Source organism: Rhodococcus sp. IEGM1428, from assembly GCF_050321865.1.
Lineage (GTDB): Bacteria > Actinomycetota > Actinomycetes > Mycobacteriales > Mycobacteriaceae > Rhodococcoides.
The window spans coordinates 1172958-1191768 of the sequence record NZ_JBNQFW010000002.1; the positions used below are offsets into that span (position 1 = coordinate 1172958).

19 protein-coding genes are annotated in these 18811 nt (G+C 64.9%); 17 read left to right on the plus strand and 2 right to left on the minus strand.

Features of this window, described 5'->3' with window-relative positions; all coding sequences use genetic code 11:
- Positions 1-78: 78 nt before the first annotated feature.
- Genes ACQR3T_RS14180 through ACQR3T_RS14205 form a run of 6 tightly spaced genes read left to right on the plus strand, consistent with a single transcriptional unit; the run spans position 79 to position 5392 of the window.
- Positions 79-441 (plus strand): hypothetical protein, encoded by a 363-nt coding sequence (locus tag ACQR3T_RS14180; RefSeq protein WP_428693831.1) that lies wholly within the window; start codon positions 79-81, stop codon positions 439-441.
- Positions 442-481: 40 nt separating this feature from the next.
- The gene (locus ACQR3T_RS14185; RefSeq protein ID WP_428693832.1) at positions 482-1081 is read left to right on the plus strand and encodes a DJ-1/PfpI family protein; all 600 of its coding nucleotides are present in this window, start codon (positions 482-484) and stop codon (positions 1079-1081) included.
- Positions 1078-1542 (plus strand): MarR family winged helix-turn-helix transcriptional regulator, encoded by a 465-nt coding sequence (locus tag ACQR3T_RS14190; RefSeq protein ID WP_428693833.1) that lies wholly within the window; start codon positions 1078-1080, stop codon positions 1540-1542. Before ACQR3T_RS14185 ends, ACQR3T_RS14190 begins: the two co-directional genes overlap by 4 nt.
- Before the next feature lie 7 nt (positions 1543-1549).
- Positions 1550-2821 carry a hypothetical protein gene (locus ACQR3T_RS14195; protein ID WP_428693834.1) on the plus strand — a complete coding sequence of 424 codons (1272 nt, stop codon included), beginning with the start codon at positions 1550-1552 and terminating at the stop codon, positions 2819-2821.
- A gap of 33 nt (positions 2822-2854) precedes the next feature.
- A complete protein-coding gene (locus ACQR3T_RS14200; protein WP_428693835.1) occupies positions 2855-3859 on the plus strand; it encodes an aldo/keto reductase family protein in 1005 nt (334 codons plus the stop codon).
- Positions 3860-3916: 57 nt separating this feature from the next.
- Positions 3917-5392: a carboxylesterase/lipase family protein gene (locus ACQR3T_RS14205; RefSeq protein WP_428693836.1), complete on the plus strand. Its 1476-nt coding sequence runs from the start codon at positions 3917-3919 to the stop codon at positions 5390-5392.
- Positions 5393-5452: 60 nt separating this feature from the next.
- Here the strand turns inward: ACQR3T_RS14205 and ACQR3T_RS14210 are convergent, their stop codons facing one another.
- Both ACQR3T_RS14210 and ACQR3T_RS14215 read right to left on the minus strand, forming a co-directional pair.
- The gene (locus ACQR3T_RS14210; RefSeq protein ID WP_032380101.1) at positions 5453-7294 is read right to left on the minus strand and encodes a flavin-containing monooxygenase; all 1842 of its coding nucleotides are present in this window, start codon (positions 7292-7294) and stop codon (positions 5453-5455) included.
- Positions 7295-7385: 91 nt separating this feature from the next.
- The gene (locus ACQR3T_RS14215; protein ID WP_428693837.1) at positions 7386-8501 is read right to left on the minus strand and encodes a hypothetical protein; all 1116 of its coding nucleotides are present in this window, start codon (positions 8499-8501) and stop codon (positions 7386-7388) included.
- A gap of 181 nt (positions 8502-8682) precedes the next feature.
- On the opposite strand from ACQR3T_RS14215, the gene ACQR3T_RS14220 reads away from it, so the two are divergent.
- The 11 genes from ACQR3T_RS14220 (at position 8683) to ACQR3T_RS14270 (ending at position 18717) form a co-directional block, all read left to right on the plus strand.
- On the plus strand, positions 8683-9741 hold the full coding sequence (locus ACQR3T_RS14220; protein ID WP_428693838.1) for a 2,3-butanediol dehydrogenase: 1059 nt from the start codon (positions 8683-8685) through the stop codon (positions 9739-9741).
- Positions 9738-10505 (plus strand): acetoin reductase, encoded by a 768-nt coding sequence (locus ACQR3T_RS14225; RefSeq protein WP_032380104.1) that lies wholly within the window; start codon positions 9738-9740, stop codon positions 10503-10505. The genes ACQR3T_RS14220 and ACQR3T_RS14225 overlap by 4 nt, the downstream gene beginning before the upstream one ends.
- A gap of 44 nt (positions 10506-10549) precedes the next feature.
- Positions 10550-11842: a GAF domain-containing protein gene (locus ACQR3T_RS14230; protein ID WP_032380105.1), complete on the plus strand. Its 1293-nt coding sequence runs from the start codon at positions 10550-10552 to the stop codon at positions 11840-11842.
- 21 nt (positions 11843-11863) lie between these two features.
- Positions 11864-13921: an FUSC family protein gene (locus tag ACQR3T_RS14235; RefSeq protein ID WP_428693839.1), complete on the plus strand. Its 2058-nt coding sequence runs from the start codon at positions 11864-11866 to the stop codon at positions 13919-13921.
- Positions 13922-13964: 43 nt separating this feature from the next.
- Complete coding sequence (locus tag ACQR3T_RS14240; RefSeq protein WP_230594750.1) at positions 13965-14600, plus strand: HEAT repeat domain-containing protein; 636 nt, start codon at positions 13965-13967, stop codon at positions 14598-14600.
- A gap of 9 nt (positions 14601-14609) precedes the next feature.
- Complete coding sequence (locus ACQR3T_RS14245; RefSeq protein WP_428693840.1) at positions 14610-15584, plus strand: HEAT repeat domain-containing protein; 975 nt, start codon at positions 14610-14612, stop codon at positions 15582-15584.
- Between the two features lie 23 nt (positions 15585-15607).
- Entirely contained in the window at positions 15608-15949 is a 342-nt protein-coding gene (locus ACQR3T_RS14250; RefSeq protein ID WP_032380705.1) for a cupredoxin domain-containing protein, read from the plus strand.
- 19 nt (positions 15950-15968) lie between these two features.
- Positions 15969-16379, plus strand: coding sequence for a DUF2752 domain-containing protein (locus tag ACQR3T_RS14255; protein ID WP_032380109.1), 411 nt, complete (start codon positions 15969-15971; stop codon positions 16377-16379).
- A 112-nt stretch (positions 16380-16491) separates the two neighbouring features.
- Positions 16492-16689: a hypothetical protein gene (locus ACQR3T_RS14260; RefSeq protein ID WP_428693841.1), complete on the plus strand. Its 198-nt coding sequence runs from the start codon at positions 16492-16494 to the stop codon at positions 16687-16689.
- Positions 16690-16813: 124 nt separating this feature from the next.
- Entirely contained in the window at positions 16814-17470 is a 657-nt protein-coding gene (locus ACQR3T_RS14265; protein ID WP_428693842.1) for a GntR family transcriptional regulator, read from the plus strand.
- Entirely contained in the window at positions 17467-18717 is a 1251-nt protein-coding gene (locus tag ACQR3T_RS14270) for an MFS transporter (RefSeq protein WP_428693843.1), read from the plus strand. The genes ACQR3T_RS14265 and ACQR3T_RS14270 overlap by 4 nt, the downstream gene beginning before the upstream one ends.
- Positions 18718-18811: the final 94 nt, after the last annotated feature.

The following is an 18811-nucleotide window of genomic DNA, read 5'->3' on the forward strand; positions in this document are numbered from 1 at the left end:
CGATGAAGCCGAGAGTAAGCCTCGTGACGTGCATAGTCAACCATTTGGTTGAGTACTTCCCTGGCCTATCCTCGTCGGATGGGCATCGGTGAGGACATGGTGCGGGACGTGATCTCTCGAGATCTGGGGCACCCACTACGAGTGGCGATCGACGGGGTGACGGCATCGGGAAAGTCGACCGTGGTGGACGGAACGTTTCTTCACCGGCCGCCGCTGCCTGACTACTGGGACTACACGGTCTTCGTCGACACCCCGATGGACGTCGCACGGGCTCGCGGAACAGTCAGGGATGCGGATGCGCTCGGGGGCGAAGTAGCCGCGGGTATTGCCTTCGACCAGCGCTATCACGCGGCATGCCGGGTCTATCTGGACGAGGTGGATCCGCGCGCGCGAGCCACTCGGGTGTTGCCGGGTATTGACAGCCTGCTGTCAATGGGGTGATGATTGACAGCATACTGTCAATCGATGCGAGGACGTTCCGATGACCACCATTGCGCTCTATGTCACCGACACCATGGCCGACTGGGAATACGGGTACCTCACCGCCGGCCTGGCCATGGCCCGTGAACAAGACCCGGAAGCCAACCGGCTGATCGTCGCCTCGGAGACGGGGGAGGCTGTGACGACGATGGGAGGATTGCGCATCACTCCGGACGTCGGCTTGGCGGATCTGCCGACACTCGACGCGTTGATTCTGCCGGGAGCGGGCAGTTGGGAGTCCGGGCACGACACGGTCCTGAAGCTCGCCGCCGAACTTATTGCGGCGGGGACTCCGGTGGCGGCGATTTGCGGGGCAACATTCGGGCTGGCTCGGACCGGACTGCTCGACGACCGGCCACATACGTCTAATGCTGCCGAATTCCTCACTACTGCAAAGCAATACAGCGGAGCCGAGCACTACCGAGAAGAAAGGGCAGTGTCCGACGGTACGGTCATCACTGCCGGCGCGACGGCACCCATCGAGTTCGCCAAGCTGGTATTCGAGCGGCTGAACGTGTTTCCGCAACCCGTCGTCGACGCTTGGTACGGCCTCTACACGACAGGAGAGCGAAAGTACTACGACCAGCTGGCGGGGGCATGACCGACCGCAGTCCGGAGGGTGATGCGCTGACGGCGGTGGTGCTGCCCGTTTTCGAGCTCAACGGCGAATTTCTCGCTGCCGCACAGGACATCACCGAGCCGACGGGCCTGACTCCGGCCTGGTGGCAGGTTCTGGGGGCCACCCTGGACGAGCCGTTGCCGGTCGCTGATATCGCGCGACGCGTCGGTTTGGGATTGGCGCGGCAGAGCGTGCAGCGGACGGCAAATCTGTTGGTGGACAAAGGCTGGGCGGTCTACGTAGACAACCCTCACCACAGGCGGGCCAAGCTACTCGAACCCACCTCCAAGGGGCGCGAGACGGTCGCCGCACTGAGAGATGCTCAACACGCGTGGTCGGAGGCCGTTGGTGCGGCGGTGGGTGAGGACGAATTGCGCTCATTCGCAGATACCCTCGAGAAGATCCTCGCAGCCTCCCGTCACTACCGCGGCGGCCGTGCATAATTCGGCAATGGCCGTGCTCGCACTACTGCTCTCCGGACTGCTGGCCGGATTGTTGTCGCAATCCGACGGAGTCGACATCTTCGGCGACACCAGCGTCGGCGGCGTGCTGTTCTCCAGCGGTGGAGGGGGAGTTGCGACAGCAGTGATTCTGGCGTCGGGTCTGGCTATGCTCGTTCGTCGGCGCAGTATTTTGGCCGGCCTGTCCATCGCCGCTGCCGTTGTCGCCGGGGTGACGGCGTTGCTGATGCCCTCCGACCTCGCCGAGGTGGTGGCAAGCGGAGTTCTTCTGGGATGCACTGCAGTACAGGCGAACGGTGCACGAGTTCGACAAGCGCTGCTGATCGGGTCGTTCCTTCTGGGCCTGCTCAGTGCAGGCGCGGTCGAGGCCCTGCAATACCCGAGTGTCCCGCGTCGCTACGCCGACTACCTCACCGAGTCCGATATCGGCACACCGGTGGTCGTACCGACCCTCTGCGCCCTCGTGGTGCTGACAGTGTTCTCGGCAGCTCGTGTCGACCGCGGTGACGACTGTTCGCCACCCGGGCGGGACATCCGTACGGTCGGGGCGATACTGCTGGTCTTGGTCGGTGGCCTTCTGCTCGATGTACTGTTCGGGCTCAGCGTGTTTCAGAGCGAGTACGGGTTCGTCGGTCGTTGGTACTTCGGAATCCTCGTCGTACCCGTACTGTTCGCGGCCGCTGCTCTGCTGCCGGGCCGCGGTGGCATGCTCGTTCTCGCCGGGACTGCCGTCCTGCTCACCTCGAACACCACATCCGGTGTGGGTGTCGATGTGTCGGACGGAGTCTGGGTACTCGGGCTCGTGGCTGTCACGGCACTCGCCGTGGCAGCCGGTGTGGCACTCGGAATACGCTGGGGGCGTTCGTGGATCGGCATCACTGCTCTGGCACTGGTCTGCGTGACCGCACTGTTCGAGTACCCGCCGCTGGACAATGTGCACTACGTGGCAAGTCTGGTGGTTTTCCCGGCCGCTGCGGCCTACCTGTACGTCTCGTGCACGCCCTCGGCCCCCACGACCTCGACCCCCACGGCCCTGACCCTGGGTCTCGCGATACCGGTGGCGATCACGGTGCCGATGGTCGTCACCTACGGCTGGACTGCCTACACACCGTTGACGTCGATCGACACGAGCACGTTCTCTCCCAGCATCGACCTGTGGCTCTCGACGGGAGCTGCCTTCACGACGGTGGTGCTCGCCGGCGTCGGCATGTGGGCGCTCGGTCGTCGGCCGGTGACGCATTCGCCTCCGGGCGACCGATAGGACCTCTACCGGCGCCGGAGTACCGTTTTCTGCATGGCTTACAGATACCTCGGAAACAGTGGACTCAAGATCTCGGAGATCACCTACGGAAACTGGTTGACGCACGGATCGCAGGTGGAGAACGACATCGCCACCCAGTGCGTACGCGCGGCGCTCGACGCGGGCATCACCACGTTCGACACGGCCGACGTCTACGCCAACGGAGCGGCAGAGACGGTGCTGGGCGACGCGCTGAAAGGTGAGCGTCGGGAATCGCTCGAGATCTTCACGAAGGTTTACTTTCCGGTCGGACCCAAGGGCCCCAACGACACCGGACTCTCACGCAAACACATCCTCGAAGGTATCGACGCCTCGCTGCGTCGACTCGGCACCGACTACGTCGACCTCTACCAGGCGCATCGCTACGACGTCGAGACTCCGCTCGAAGAGACCATCGCCGCGTTCGGTGACGTCGTCCGCCAGGGCAAGGCGCTCTACATCGGCGTCTCGGAATGGACCGCCGACCAGCTCCGCGCCGGGCAGGAACTCGCCCGCCAGAACGGCTTCTCGATCATCTCGAACCAGCCGCAGTATTCAGCTCTCTGGCGTGTCATCGAGTCTCAGGTGATCCCGACGTCGAAGGAACTGGGCATCTCGCAGATCGTCTGGTCGCCCATCGCCCAGGGTGTGCTCACCGGTAAGTACCTCCCCGGTCAACCCCTGCCGGATGGTTCGCGCGCCAAGGACGACAAGGGCGGCGACAAGATGATCGCGCGCTACCTCGACGATCAAACGCTCACCCGGGTGCAGCAGCTGAAGCCGATCGCCGATGATCTGGGAATCACCATGGCGCAGTTGGCCGTTGCGTGGGTACTGGCCAACGACAACATCGCCGCCGCACTCGTCGGGGCCTCCCGTCCCGAGCAGATCGCCGAGAACATCAAGGCCTCCGAGGTCACCCTCGACGCCGACGTGCTCGCAAAGATCGACGATGCGCTCGGTGATTCCGTCGAGCGTGACGCGAGCAAGACAGGCTCGCCCGAGGCACGTCTGGTCTGAGCACCCGAAGTTGCCGGTCCGACCGACAAGGCGAAGCGAACAGGGTAGTAAGGACGTATGGACACGATCATCGTCGATACACCTCAGGGCCAGGTTCGCGGTCGGACCGGCGCAGGGATCACCTCGTTCCTCGGAGTGCCGTACGCCGAGGCTCCGTTCGGACCCCGCCGATTTCAGGCTCCGTCGCCGCCGCCCACGTGGGGCGGAGTGCGCGACGCGCTCGAGTTGGGGGCCACCGTTCCCAAGGTGGGCTACCGTCCGCCGACCAGCGAGATCCTCAGTGAGCCGGTGGTACCCGGTGAGGACTGCCTGAACGTCAACGTCTTCACCCCAGATGTCGGCGGCTCGGCACCGGTGTTCGTCTGGATTCACGGTGGCGCATTCGTCAACGGCAGCAACGCCATTCCCACGTACGACGGTTCCGCCTTCGCGCGCGACGGCATCGTGGCCGTGGTGATCAACTACCGACTCGGCGTCGACGGTTTCGCACTGATCGATGGAGCCCCCGCCAACCGCGGGATGCTCGATCAGGTCGCGGCCCTCGAATGGGTACGCGACCACATCGCTGCCTACGGCGGCGACCCGGCCCGGGTGACCATCGCGGGAGAGTCTGCGGGCGCGATGAGCGTCGGCACCCTGATGTCGATGCCCCGTGCCGAGGGACTCTTTCAACGGGCGATTCTGCAGAGCGGAGCCGGCCACCACGTCATCACCGCCGAGACCGCCGCGAAGATCTCCGCTGCGTTGGCGGCCTCGCTCGGCGTCGAGGCGACGGTCGACGGCCTGGGGTCGGTGCCGGTGGATGCCTTGGTCGATGCTCAGCGTGAACTGTCCGATCGAATCACGGCCGAGGCCCCGACCGGAGCCTGGGGTGAGCTCGCCCTGAACGTGATGGCATTCGAGCCGTACATCGACGGTGATGTCGTTCCGGCGCTGCCATTTTCGCGCATCATCGGTGATGGCGCGAGCGCACAGGTGGACGTGCTGATCGGAACCACCAGCGAGGAACATGCGTTCTTCATCGTCCCGGCCGGAATTGTCCCGCACCTCACCGAGGACTACGTGAAGATGGTCCTCGCCGGGTACCGAGCCGACCCGTCGGCGCTGGACCGGTACCGCGAACAGCTGCCCGACGCCTCGGCCGGCGAGCTGATGATTGCCGTCATGACCGACTGGTTCTTCCGTATCCCGGCCACGCGTCTGGTCGAAGCCCGCTCCGGTAACGCCTTCGTCTACGAATTCACCTGGCGCTCATCACTGTTCGACGGCGCACTCGGGGCCTGTCATGCGTTGGAGATCCCGTTCGTGTTCGACATGCTGCACAAGCCCGAGACCGCACGAATCACGGGCCCGAATCCGCCGCAGAAGGTTGCCGACGAGATGCACCGTGCCTGGGTCGATTTCGTGCGCGACGGCTCTCCCGGTTGGGACTCGTACGGCAGCGACCGTGCGGTGATGATGTTCGGCGACGAGCCCGGCGTCGCCCTTGACCCGAGACCGGCAACACGCGCGGTGTGGGACGGGATACGCTGAGCGGCTGCGCCGCATGTGCACGGAACCTCGTACTCTGCTACGAGGTTCCGCGCACGACCGTCACCGAAGGTGATGCACTTCCTGCAGCCCGTAGACCGGGGTGTCGATGCCCTCGTAGCGCGCCTTGATCTGGAGCGCGAGGTAGAGCGAATAGTGCCGCGACTGATGCAGATTGCCGCCGTGGAACCAGAAGTTCTCCTGCTGCGTCGGCTTCCACATGTTGCGCTGCTCGCCCTCCCAGGGGCCGGGATCCTTGGTGGTGTCCGATCCGAGACCCCAGCATTTGCCGACCTTGTCTGCGGTCTCCTGATCGATCAGGTCGGCGACCCAGCCGTTCATCGAGCCGTAGCCGGTGGCGTAGACGATGAGGTCGGCCGGCAGCTCGGTACCGTCTTCGAGGACGACGCCGGTCTTGCTGATCCGCTCCACCTGTCCGGCAACGAGTTTGATCTTGCCGTCCGCGACGAGCTCGGATGCGCCGACGTCGATGTAGTAGCCCGAGCCCCGGCGCAGGTACTTCATGAACAGTCCCGAACCGTCGTCACCGAAGTCGTGTTGGAAGCCGGCCTTCTCGAGGCGATCGTAGAAGTCCTTGTCCTGCTCCGCGATCTGCTGATACACCGGGATCTGGAACTCGTGCATGATCCGGTACGGCAGCGACGCGAACGTGAGATCGGCTTTACCCGTGGTCATTCCGGACTCGACGGCCCGCTCGGAGTACAGATCCCCGAGCGCGATCTCACACAGCGAATCGGACTTGACGATGTGCGTGGACGAACGCTGCAGCATCGTCACATCGACGCCCGTCTCGTACAGCGCCTTGCAGATGTCGTGCGCGGAGTTGTTGGAACCGACGACCACCACGCGCTTACCGACATAGGCATCGGGACCGGGGTGTTCGCTGGAATGGTGCTGCTCGCCCTCGAATTCGTCCATGCCGGGGAAATTCGGGACGTTCTTCTTACCGGACATTCCGGTGGCCATCACCAACTGCTTGGGCCGCAGGATCACTTCCTCACCGTCGCGGTCGACGACGACCGTCCACTCCTTCGCCACCTCGTCGTAGGTGGCGGACTTCGCGGTGGTCTTGCTCCAGTACGGAACTTCCATGACCTTGGTGTACATCTCGAGCCAGTCGCCGATCTTGTCCTTCGGCGCGAACACGGGCCAGTTCGGCGGGAACGGCAGGTAGGGGAGGTGGTCGTACCAGACCGGGTCGTGCAGGCACAGCGACTTGTAGCGTCCACGCCACTGATCGCCGGGGCGTTCGGCGCGGTCGACGACTATCGCAGGCACCCCCAACTGTCGGAATCGAGCTCCCAGCGCGATACCGCCCTGACCGCCACCGATCACGAGGGCATATGGCTGCACGCTGTAGCCGAGTTCGTTCTCCTCGATCTCCTTCTTCTCCGCCCAGTTCTGGGTATCGGCGTTGGAGCCGTGCACCGCGCCTTTGATGCGGGACTTGCCTTGACGCTCCTCGTGGCCCTTGAGTTCCTGCATGGTCGTCAGCAGAGTCCAGGCCACGTCGTCGCCGGTGTCGGCGTCGACCGTCAGGCGCAGATGCCCTTTACCTCGGCTCGTTGCGGTCTCGAACTCGATCCACGCCGAGATGACGCCGTCCGCCTCGTCGGGCACCTCGGTGGTGTGGAAACCCGTCGGATCGGTGTCGTCGAGTCGCTGCGACAGCATGTCGCTGACGCCCTCGCGACCCTCGACGGTCTTGAGATTCCAGGTGAACGTGACGAGATCGCGCCAGAAGCTGCTGACGGCGAACATGCCGGCAACTCGGGGGATGTCTCGTGCGACCAGTGCGTCCTCGAAGCTCGTCAGCCAGGCGTCGACCCGTTCCTGCGGGGTGTGCGTGCGGGTGATCGAGGCCGGCTCGATGGTCTGGGTCATCAAAACTCCTAGCGGTTCGTGGTGCCTTCTATGTGACCCAGCACACTCCTCTTGTGGGTGTGGGTCGAGAGTTGCAATGCGTTGCAGCGGCTCAGGCGGGTGACAGCTTCTTCAGCCCCAACGACTGGAATCCGACGACATAGATCAACGTCCAGAGCACCAGCCAGTCGATGAAGCCCAGCGCGTTACCGGAGATGCCTGCCGCCACGACGGGCTCGTGCAGGACGTGCTCCGCAACGACGAAGTAGTAGGCCAGGAACGTGCCGATCGCCAGGGCGAAGGTCAGCACTGCGCGTCCCGCCGCGGGGAATCGATTGCCGAAGCCGTTGGCCCAGAAAATCATCCAGAAGGCCCAGCACACTCCGATCTGCGCCGGGAACTGGTTGATGACGCTGCCGAGTTCAGCGGTGGCGTCGGACCCGATGAGCAGTTTGGCGAGTGGAACCATCAGAAAGTAGATCGCGGTGCCGAGCGCCGCGTTGCCGACCGTTGCCGCCAGGGCGGTCCGTCCGCCGCCACCGGCCAGTTTCCACGGCCAGTTGTCGAGGGTCTGGCCGGTGAGGATCACCGAGACGACGATCGAGTAGAACCAGCCCAGTGCCGTGTCGACGGACATCAGTGGATCGGTGGCCGAGAGCGAGACCGACGGCAGTCCGAACACGAAGTACAGCGCTAGAGTCGGGACGGCAACGAAGGCGATCTCGCACAGCCCGATCAGCGGTTGCTTCATGCGCAGCACGGTCCACGGCCAGTGCTGCCAGTTCAGGACCACCATCACCCAGGTTCCGAAACCGAACAGCACGAACAGCGCACCGGCGAAATAGCCCAGTCCGCCCTCCCGGGAGCCGGCGAAATCCGGATACAACGCCCCGAGCCCGCTGCCGAGGATCCAGGTGACGGCAACGGCGAACACCGCCGTCGATGCCAGGATCGCGAGCCCGCGCATCGGTTGCTTCAGAGAGTCGAATCCCACGAACTCGCAATCGAATCCGATGAACACGATGAAGAGAATCGCCCAGAACAGCGCGGCGTTGAACGGCAGAGGATAGAAGTGCCACGGACTGGTGGTGGGGTCTGCCAGCAGATACCACGTCGCTAGCGACACGGCCACCACGACGGCGAGGTTGGCAACTCCGAACACGAGCCAGTTACTTTGTGGTGGAGTAATTTTCGGCTTGCTCAGTGGGCGGTCTGCGGTTGCGGTCATGTGCTGCTCGTTTCGTTCGAGGCGAAGGTGACGCCGTCACTATGAGCTGAATCACACCCGACCGTCAGGGTTGCGGGAGGTTGCACTGCGGCCGGCGCAGTGCAACGCGGTGCAACCCTGGCGGTTGTGCTCCGGGTCACATAAACCTGTGTGCATCCAATCCAGTCAGGAGTGAAGACCGATGCGCGCAGCTATGTACTACGGACCCAACAAGGTGGAGATCACCGACGTCCCCGAGCCCCATCCCGGTGAAGGGCAGGTCAAGATCAAGATCGGGTTCAATGGAATCTGCGGAACCGACCTGCACGAGTACTACGCCGGCCCCATTTTCATCCCCACATCGCCGCATCCGCTGACCGGTCAGGAGATGCCGCTGATCCTCGGACACGAGTTCTCGGGCACCGTCACCGAGCTCGGCACAGGAGTCACCGGCGTGAAAATAGGCGACCGCGTCGCCATCGAGCCGCTCTATCGCTGCGGACGCTGCGGGCCGTGCCGGGCGGGCAACTACAACATCTGCGCGCAGATCGGCTTCCACGGACTGATGTCCGACGGCGGAATGGCCGAGTACACCGTGGTCCCCACCGACATGATTCACGCGTTGCCCGACAACGTCTCTCTCGAACTCGGAGCCCTCGTCGAGCCGATGTCGGTCGCCTATCATGCTGCGACACTCGGAGATCCGAATCCCGAGGACACCGCGATGGTGTTCGGAGCAGGACCAATCGGTATCGGGCTGTGGTTCGCACTGCGCGGCAAAGGGCTCGACAACGTCTACGTCGTCGAACCGTCGCCGACGCGTCGAGCATCGATCGAGGCTCTCGGAGCGAAGACCCTCGATCCGACGGCTCTCGACATCCCGGCTCACATCGCCGACCTCACCGACGGCAAGGGTGCCGACGCCATCTACGACGCGGCCGGCGTGCAACCTGCCGTCGAGGCCGCGCTCGGTTGTATCGGTGCGCGTAAGCCGCTGGTCAGCGTCGCTATCTACGAAAAGCCTCTCACCACGCCGCTGCAGAAGCTGGTGATGAACGAATCCCGAATTCAGGGCTCGCTGTGCTACACCTCCGCCGACTACGAGGCCGTCATCGATCTGATGAGCCAGGGCCACTACGACACGACGGGCTGGGTGGACAAGATTGCGCTCGACGGCGTCATCGACGACGGGTTCGAGGCGCTGCACGCAGGCACGAAGATGAAGGTTTTGGTCGATCCTTCGACTGGAGCATCCGCATGAGCGCGGTGTTGGTGACGGGAGCGGGGCAGGGCATCGGCCGGGCCATCGCATTGCGGTTGGCATCCGACGGTCACGACATCGCCTTGGTGGATTTGGCCGAGGACAAGATTGCCGGCGTCGCCGACGAGGTGCGTCGAACTGGCTCGAAGGCAACGACATTCGTGGCCGACGTCAGTGATCGCGACCAGGTGTTCGCGGCCGTCGACCACGCGCACAGTGCGCTCGGCGGCTTCGACGTCATCGTCAACAATGCGGGAATTGCGCAAGTGGCCCCGCTCGACGATGTTCGACCCGAGGACGTCGCGAAGATCTGGGCCGTCAACGTCGACGGTGTGCTGTGGGGAATCCAAGCTGCTGCAGCGACATTCAAGTCTCTCGGGCAGAAGGGCAAGATCATCAACGCGTCGTCCATCGCGGGTCACGACGGATTTGCGATGCTCGGGGTCTACAGCGCAACAAAATTCGCGGTTCGGGCACTGACCCAGGCTGCAGCCAAGGAGTATGCCGCTGAGGGCATCACCGTCAACGCGTACTGCCCCGGCGTGGTGGGCACCGACATGTGGGTGACCATCGACAAACGATTCGCCGAGCTGACCGGCGCCGCGGAGGGCGAAACCTACGACAAGTTCGTCGGCGGTATCGCTCTCGGTCGGGCGCAGACGCCCGAGGACGTGGCAGCGTTCGTCTCGTATCTCGCCGGACCCGACTCGGACTACATGACAGGCCAGGCACCATTGATCGACGGTGGCCTGGTCTATCGGTAACCCCCGTTGATATCGATCTGTGAGCTGGAGCACAATTGACTGTGATGACGCAGTCGACAGGTCCTGAACCTGCGCTGGCGGCCGGCGAAGACCCGCGCCGCTACGCGCAGATTCTCACTGCCGTGTACGACGCGACCATGACCGGCGGCAAGTCGCCCGCACGTCCCCGCGAGGTCATCGGTGACTCGTGGCGGCGGTTGCAGACCCTGGGCATCGACCCCGAACTGGGCAACCCCGCCGAGACGCAGATGGACGTCTCGGATCTCGAGCTCAGCCGACGCGAGTCGGGGTTGTTCGACATCCTGGACGATCTGGCCCGCGGGCTGGAATCGGTGGTGCAGGACGGCGACAACATCCTCGTCGTCGCCGATCGCCACGGCCGCGTGTTGTGGCGCAGCGGATCGACGGCCGTCCTCGACCGCGCCGACGATCTCGGATTCGTCGAGGGGGCCAACTGGGCGGAGGATTCGGTGGGCACCAATGCCATCGGCACTGCACTGGTCTCACGCCGCGCGGTCCAGATCTTCTCGGCCGAACATTATGTGCGGAGCCATCATTCGTGGACCTGCGCCGGCGCGCCCATCCGTGATCCACGAACCGGACAGGTACTGGGAGCCATCGACGTCAGCGGTCCGGCCAAGACGGTGCACCCCACCACCATTGCGCTGGTCGACGCCGTCGCACGGTTGGCCGAATCCCAACTACGCGAGATTCATCGGTCCACCCTCGATCGACTTCGTTCGGTGGCCGCACCGATGCTCGCTCGACTGCAGTCCCCGGCGCTGGCCGTCGACGCGAACGGGTGGGTCGCGGCCGTCGAATCGGTAGCGCTGCGCAATCGCATCCTGCTTCCCGAGGATCTCGCGACGGGACGCTTCTGGCTGCCGACCCTCGGCGTGTGCGACTTCGAACCCCTGCCCGGTGGATGGCTCGTCCGACCCACCAGCACAATGGATTCCGGTTCCGCCGAGGTCGGATCGACGAGAATTCGCATCGACCTGCGCAATTCGCAGAAACCTCGCATCGAGGTGCGCAGCGAAGTGGGGGAGTGGACGCACGAACCGACGCCCCGCCACGCCGAAATTCTGTACCTGCTCGCCACCCATCGCCAGGGGCGTACCGCGTCGCAAATGGCGGCCGATCTCTTCGGCGACGACGGCCGGGCGATCACCGTGCGGGCCGAGATGTCGCGGCTGCGCAAACACCTCGCCGGCATCATCTCCACGCAGCCGTATCGGTTGGACGAATCGGCGACCGTAGAGGTGATCACGCCGTCGGACATGAGTCGGTTGCTACCGCATTCGTCGGCCCCGGCGATCCGGACGGCACGGGGCTGAACCGTAGCGCAGAATCGAGGAATGAACCGCCTCGCCCGAATCCTCGATGCCTCGGATCCGGGACAGGTACGGCTGCGGAGTGCGTCGGCGACCACGCTCACGGTGCTGCTGGCGATGGTGACGCTGGTGTTGACCACGCGCGCCATCGGGCAGCCGGTGACGGTCGCGATGCTCGGAACCGTGGTGGCGATGCAGGCATCGGCGGCAGTGAAGGACAAGGACCAGCACAGTCGGCTCATCACCACCGCGCTGATGGCGCTGCCGGCCTCGGCGGCAGTGACGTTGGCGGCGTTGCTCTCCGAGCTCGGCAAGGTGGCCGACGTCGGCTTCATTGCGGTGTTGTTCGCGGCCGTATGGGTCCGCAGGTTCGGTCCTCGCGGCACTGCGCTGGGGATGGTGGCGTTCATCTCGTACTTCTTCGCACTGTTTCTGCGCGCGACTCCGGGGCAGCTGCCGATGCTCATCGCGGCGATCCTCGGCGGTTTGGCGATCGCGCTGTTCGTGCGCGCGGTGATCTTCCCGGATCGGCCGATCGTGGAAGTCCGTCGGTTGCTGTTCGCCATGCGGGCGGTGTCGGTATCGGTGCTGGAGGCGGCGTCGAGGCGGGAAGACCGTGACTTGAACCTGTTGCGCCGCAGACTCGACCGGCTCGGCAACACAGCGCTGATGATCGACGACTGGCTCGACCGACACGACGCCGGTCAGCTGCTCAGTGTCACCAGCACCGATCTGTCGCTCCGCGTGTTCGACGCCCAGATCGCAACCGAACAACTCGTCAGCTCTCTGTGGGCTCTCGATCCGGCCAAGCCATGGCCCAAAGCGCTGGGCCAGGCGACGACGGCACTCGGGTCGGTCCTGCAGAACACGCCGTCCTCGGAACAGCTTCGGGCCGCCCGTCGGATGGCCGCAACGGCTGCCGAACGTGCCGATCCGTCGACCCCCGCCGGCATCGCCACGGTCTCCGCGCAGCGAGCCGTGCAGGCGCACATCGCTATTCATCACATCACCACCAATGCAGTCTCGGTTGCTGCGAGCCCCGCGCCCGAATCGACCGAGCCCGCGGCAAAGGACGAGCCGAGCGGACTGAACCCCAGCACCAAGGCCGCAATTCAGGTGGCCGTGGCCACCAGCGCGGCGACCGTGTTGGGTGAACTGGTCTCGCCCGACCGCTGGTACTGGGCGGTGCTGACGGCATTCTTGGTGTTCACCGGGGCTTCGACTCGGGGCGAAATCCTCACGCGCGCAGGCCAACGCGTCCTCGGAACCATTGCTGGCGTGCTGGCCGGTGTGGTGATCGCCGCACTGGTGGGCAACAATCAACCGCTGCAGCTGGTGTTGATCGTCGTCTGCGTCTTCTTCGCGTTCTACCTGGTGACCGTGGCGTACGCGTTGCTCTCGTTCTTCGTCACCATTCTGCTCGCGATGCTCTACGGGCTGTTGGGCACCTTCAGTATCGAGGTGCTCGAGCTTCGTATCACCGAGACCGCCGTCGGCGGCGTGGTCGGTATCGTCTCCGCGTACTTCATCTTCTCGACCGGAACTCGAAAGACCATGGTGGACAAGGTCGATACCTACCTCGAACAGTTGGACGCGTTGATCGAGGCCAGTGTCGAAGCGGTGGTGACGCCGGGAGGAGAGACCGACCTGGTGGCGTCGACCCGCGCGCTCGACAACGCATTGAAGGACGTCGTGACGGCCGGAAAGCCACTCGTCCTGGGGCCGACGACCCGCAGCAGGCGAGGGGCGAAACGACTGCTGCGAGTGTTGGCCGTCAGTAGCCGATCTGCCCATGCATTGGCCCGAGCCGGTGTGCTGGCCTCTCGCGCCGACGCGGAAACGGCCCCGTCGGACGACACGGCCCGGGCTCTGCGCGATGCTGCGGCTCTGGTGCGCGAGACCGTACGTCACGTCGAGGCGGCCGCGGCCGGCAAGCACGTCGAGCCGCCGGAGAAAGTCACCGAGACGACGGTCCTGGATGTCATGCTCACCTCCACCAACGCGCCCGGTCCACTGCGGGGTGCGGTGCGTGCACTGAACACGATGAACCGAACTCTCGCTGACGTGCTGAGTCGGGGTTGACCTTGGCACGGTGACAAGGTCTTGGCTGGGCCGCATGAACTCGATGAATTCGGTAAACGGGGCATTGCACCACAGCAATCCGTCGGCCCGGCTGCGGGCCGCGCTCGATCTCGGTACGACACCGGATCTGCAGTTCCTCGACGCACTGCTGCAGCGATGCGCCGTCGAACCGGATTTTCAGGTTCGGGAGATGTTGACCTGGGCCCTGATACGGCTACCCGCGTCGCCGACGGTTCCGCGGTTGATGGAGGAAGTGCGATCCGGCGGGGCACAGGCACGCAGCCAAGCGCTGCACACGTTGTCCAAGATCAAGGATCGGGCGGCATGGCAGGTCATCACCGAGGCGTTGATCTCCGACCCCGACGACGAAGTCGCACGTAGCGCGTGGCGAGCTGCGGTGGTTCTGGTTCCGACCGGAAGCGAAGAGCACCTGGCCGCGATGCTGGGCACGCAACTCGGGCGAGGTGGGCACGACGTCCAGCGGAGCCTGAGTCGCGCTCTGGTCGCACTGGGTTCGGTGATCGAGCCGATGCTGGTGCGCGCCGCGTCGAGCAAGGATATTGCCGTTCGAGTACAGGCGCGGGCGACCGAGACGCTGCTCCGAGACCCGGATGCCGGGTTCGCGTTGTTCGAGGCCAAACGCGCCGATGCCCTTGGCGTAGTCGATACAGCGGGGTGAGATAGGACGATGTTGATCGGTGAGGTGGCGCGGCGGTCCGGGGTCAGTGCGCGCATGCTCCGGCACTACGACCGTCTCGGGCTGGTGCAGCCGACCTCGCGGAGCAGTACCGGTTACCGCGAATACTCCCCGGAGGATGTTCGACGCCTGTTCCACGTCGAATCCCTGCGTTCACTGGGTCTGTCGTTGCACGACGTCGGTCGTGCGCTGGACGATCCGAGTTTTGCGGCCTCGGGACTCGTCGACGAGCTCGCGGCCCGAGCCGAAGAACGCATCGCGCGAGATACGGAATTGCTCACCCGGCTGCGTCGAATCGGCAGTGCCCGACCCGACGATTGGGGGGACGTGCTCGGCACCGTCGCGATGCTCGGCGATCTGCAGTCCGTGAGCGCAGGAAAGCGGCAGTCGGCGGCGCTGGCGTCCGTCGGAGATCGACCGATTCCGGCGGAGGCCCTGGCCGAGGCAGTGCTGCGCGAGCCCGCAACCAACGTGGCCGGCGCACTTCGGTGGGCTCTCGCACAGACGGGTAGCGATGCGATGGGGCCGCTGCGGGAAGGTCTGCGTTCACCGGACCCCGAGGTGCGCCGCCGCGCCGTCGATAGCGTCGTCGAGATTGCTCACCCCGACGCCACCGACGTGTTGCGTGAGGCGCTGGTCCACGACGATGCGCAGATCGGGCGCGTTGCTGCCCTGGAATTGGCGGCCCGAGGAATCACCGACGCCATCCCGACGCTGATCGAGATGGTGCACGACGGAACGAACGATGTGGACGCTGCAGATGCACTCGGGGTGCTGGGATCCGACTCCTCCACAGTTACGGCTCTGATGGACGGGCTCGACGATGTCGCTGTCAGACTGAGAGTGACGCAAGCGTTGGCGAGCATCCCGGGACCGGCAGCACTGCAAGCGCTGCAGGACTTGACCCGCGACTCGGACCGATCGATTGCGCTGACGGCCCAGTACATCCTCGGCCGGAGGGAATGAGCCCTTTCGGTACCGTCGAGGTCATGAAGGCATTCGGATTGTTCGCGGCACTGCTGATCACGTTGACTGCCTGCTCCACCGCCACCACCCCGGCCGCATCCACCGAACCCGTTGCCGAGAATCAGGTCACCGTCGCCGACCGGATGTACTCGCCGAAGACACTGACCATCTCCGTGGGAGAGACCGTCACGTGGGTGTTCGCGGACAAAGGCATGGCACACAACGTCGTCGCCGACGACAACTCGTTTCGCAGTCAACTCATGGAGACCGGCCAGTTCACGCACACCTTCGACACCGCGGGCACCTTCACATATCACTGCACGCCGCATCCGGACATGACGGCATCTATCGTCGTCGAGCCCTGAAACTCCTAGGCTCAGGGGCATGACGGCACCGACCCGATCGCGCAGCATCGCCGCACCCCTCGGTGTGGCCGCTGCGGCTGTCGGTGGGGCAGTGCTGCTGCACGTGCGCGACCCGCGGACCTCGACCTATGTTCCCTGCCCGTTCCACGCACTGACCGGACTGTGGTGCCCCGGATGCGGAGCCACCCGCGCTCTGGGTGACCTCAGCCGCGGAGACATCGCGGCGGCCGCGTCGAGCAATGTTGTTGCGGTGCTGCTCGCCATCGTTGCGGTCGTGGTGTGGGTGTTGTGGCTTCGAGCGCGCTGGATCGGCCGTTCGCTGCCGCGCCCGCGAGTCAATCGTCCGACGGTGATCGTCCTGATCGCTGTTCTCGCCGCCTTCACGGTGGTGCGCAACACCCCGTGGGGCAGCGCAATCGCCCCGACCTGAAACTCTAGGGAGTAGCTGTGCTGCTGGAAATCTTCTCGATCATCGTGCTGCTGGGCGTACTCATCGCGCTCATCCCCACTGCCCGACGCGTGTTCAAGAAAGGTGACGACGAATGAGTGACTCCCTGAAGGATCGGGTGCGCGCGAAGCTGCTCGCACAACTGGCCGACGACGGTGGAACGGCCGCCGAGCAGGCCGAGGGCGACGACCCGCGGCTCAACGCACTGCGCGACGACCTCGAGGCACTCGAGTCGGCGCAGGACGGGGATCCGATGATCGACGACATCGCCGCACGCCACTGGGTTCCCTGACTGTCCTGCCCCTGGGGAGTCAATGTGACGTTGAGTGGCCTTTTCGACGGTCAATGTCACGTTAAGTGGACCTTTCTAGGGTTCGCTCTTGGTGCACAGTTGAGGTGCATCTAGTATCTATGTTGTGCTCGAGACGAAATCTGCTGCCGATACGGCATACGCGACGGTCAAAGAGCTCATCGTTTCGGGTGATCTGCCCGGCGGTGAGCTCGTCAGCGAGGGTGAAATCGCAACCCGGCTCGAGATCAGTCGCACGCCCGTACGCGAGGCGTTTCTGCGTCTGCAAGTGGAGGGGTGGATGCGTCTGTACCCCAAGCGCGGGGCATTGGTGGTGCCGATCGCGGTGGGTGAGGCGGAAAGTGTCGTCGATGCGCGTCGCCTCGTGGAGGCAGGAAGTGTTCGCGCGTTCATCGGCGATGCGGGGGCACGCGAACGCGTCGTCGAAGCACTGCGCGAGAACCTGCAGTTGCAGGAGAATTTGGCGGTCGACGGCACCGCCGCGCAGTTCAGCGCCGTCGACGCCGACTTTCACCGCACCGTCGTCCGAGCCGGCGGCAATCCCTTGCTCGACGCGTTCTACGACGGACTTCGCGAGCGTCAGCGCAGGATGACCGCAGCCTCGGTGACGCGGGATCCGGGCCAGATCTCGCGCATCGTCGACGACCATCGCCGACTCACCGACCTGATCGAGGCCGGCGACGCAGACGGATTCGAGCGGGCCGTCGAACAACACATGCTCGGGGTGCACGGCCTGCGGCCAGGAAAAGGGGGATCGCGATGAGCGAAACGATCACGAACGATCGAGACATCGAGCTGACTGCGCGACGCTGGCTGCTGGTGGCGTCGGGCATGTTCGCCGTCGCCTGGGGCGGTAACGAGTTCACGCCGTTGTTGGTGATGTACCGGCTCGATCACGGCTTCTCGGCCGTGGTGGTCGATACGTTCTTGTTCGCCTACGTCCTGGGCATCATCCCGGCGATGTTGATCTGCGGGCCGCTCTCGGATCGACTCGGCCGACGTCCGATCATGTTGCCCGGCCCCGCAATTGCTGCAGCCGGGTCCATTCTGATCGCACTCGGACCCGACAACGCATACATGCTTTTCGGTGGCCGTGTACTCAGCGGCATCGCGCTCGGAATCGGTATGGCCGTGGGCGGTAGCTGGGTCAAAGAACTCTCCAGCCGTGATGCCACTGCCAAACCCGGTGCTGGAGCGCGTCGTGCCGCGATGTCGTTGACGGCGGGCTTCGCCCTCGGTGCCGGAGTTGCCGGTGTGCTCGCGCAGTGGGCACCGTGGCCGACGCACCTCGCTTACAGCGTGCACGTGCTCATCTGCATCGTCGCCAGTATCGGTATGCTCTCCGTTCCCGAAACACGCACGGCGACAGTGACATCGAAGAGCAAGAAGCTGCTCGACGACCTGAGGATCCCGTCCGCTTCGCATCGACGGTTCCTGTTCGTCGTATTGCCTTTGGCACCATGGGTGTTCGGTGCCGCAAGCGTCGCCTATGCGGTGCTGCCGTCACTGATGGCCGATGCGTTGGCCGACGAGCCCGGGGGCGGCTATCCCGTTGCACTCTCGGCCGCGATGGCGGTGATTGCCCTCGGCTCCGGATTTGCGATCCAGGCCGTCGGGCGACGAATCGACACACCCGCCAATGCGCGAGGCGCTCTGGTGGCGCTGACTCTGTTGGTGTTCGGCATGGCTGTCGCCGCCTGGGCCGCGTCGGTGCTGACCATCGCCGCAGCGCTGATCGCGGCAGCCGTACTCGGATGTGGCTACGGAATGGCGTTGGTCTCGGGTCTGCAAGAGGTGCAACGTATTGCGGGCCCCGACGACCTCGCCGGCCTCACCGCGGTGTTCTATTCGCTGACGTACCTGGGCTTCGCGGTGCCTGCCGTGCTGTCGGCGCTCACCGAGACGTGGCCCGGGGTGGTCACGTATCCGATCATCTTCGGGTTCGGCGCGGTGATGGCTGGAATCTGCGGCCTGGTGGTGCGATCGAAGACGTCTGCTCACCTGCCCTAGGGTCGTGGGGGGGGGGGGGGGGGGGGGGGGGGGGGGGGGGGGGGGAGGGGGGGGGGGGGGGGGGGGGGGGGGGGGGGGGGTGTGGGGAGGGGGG

Bases quoted from the DNA above. Each gene is read 5' to 3' on its own strand.
- ACQR3T_RS14225 (WP_032380104.1), top strand. From the start codon at position 9,738: ATGAGCGCGGTGTTGGTGACGGGAGCGGGGCAGGGCATCGGCCGGGCC.
- ACQR3T_RS14230 (WP_032380105.1), top strand. From the start codon at position 10,550: ATGACGCAGTCGACAGGTCCTGAACCTGCGCTGGCGGCCGGCGAAGAC.
- ACQR3T_RS14180 (WP_428693831.1), top strand. From the start codon at position 79: ATGGGCATCGGTGAGGACATGGTGCGGGACGTGATCTCTCGAGATCTG.
- ACQR3T_RS14200 (WP_428693835.1), top strand. From the start codon at position 2,855: ATGGCTTACAGATACCTCGGAAACAGTGGACTCAAGATCTCGGAGATC.
- ACQR3T_RS14185 (WP_428693832.1), top strand. From the start codon at position 482: ATGACCACCATTGCGCTCTATGTCACCGACACCATGGCCGACTGGGAA.
- ACQR3T_RS14245 (WP_428693840.1), top strand. From the start codon at position 14,610: ATGTTGATCGGTGAGGTGGCGCGGCGGTCCGGGGTCAGTGCGCGCATG.
- ACQR3T_RS14210 (WP_032380101.1), bottom strand. From the start codon at position 7,294: ATGACCCAGACCATCGAGCCGGCCTCGATCACCCGCACGCACACCCCG.
- ACQR3T_RS14240 (WP_230594750.1), top strand. From the start codon at position 13,965: ATGAATTCGGTAAACGGGGCATTGCACCACAGCAATCCGTCGGCCCGG.
- ACQR3T_RS14250 (WP_032380705.1), top strand. From the start codon at position 15,608: ATGAAGGCATTCGGATTGTTCGCGGCACTGCTGATCACGTTGACTGCC.
- ACQR3T_RS14270 (WP_428693843.1), top strand. From the start codon at position 17,467: ATGAGCGAAACGATCACGAACGATCGAGACATCGAGCTGACTGCGCGA.
- ACQR3T_RS14260 (WP_428693841.1), top strand. From the start codon at position 16,492: ATGAGTGACTCCCTGAAGGATCGGGTGCGCGCGAAGCTGCTCGCACAA.
- ACQR3T_RS14195 (WP_428693834.1), top strand. From the start codon at position 1,550: ATGGCCGTGCTCGCACTACTGCTCTCCGGACTGCTGGCCGGATTGTTG.
- ACQR3T_RS14235 (WP_428693839.1), top strand. From the start codon at position 11,864: ATGAACCGCCTCGCCCGAATCCTCGATGCCTCGGATCCGGGACAGGTA.
- ACQR3T_RS14205 (WP_428693836.1), top strand. From the start codon at position 3,917: ATGGACACGATCATCGTCGATACACCTCAGGGCCAGGTTCGCGGTCGG.
- ACQR3T_RS14215 (WP_428693837.1), bottom strand. From the start codon at position 8,501: ATGACCGCAACCGCAGACCGCCCACTGAGCAAGCCGAAAATTACTCCA.
- ACQR3T_RS14220 (WP_428693838.1), top strand. From the start codon at position 8,683: ATGCGCGCAGCTATGTACTACGGACCCAACAAGGTGGAGATCACCGAC.
- ACQR3T_RS14255 (WP_032380109.1), top strand. From the start codon at position 15,969: ATGACGGCACCGACCCGATCGCGCAGCATCGCCGCACCCCTCGGTGTG.
- ACQR3T_RS14190 (WP_428693833.1), top strand. From the start codon at position 1,078: ATGACCGACCGCAGTCCGGAGGGTGATGCGCTGACGGCGGTGGTGCTG.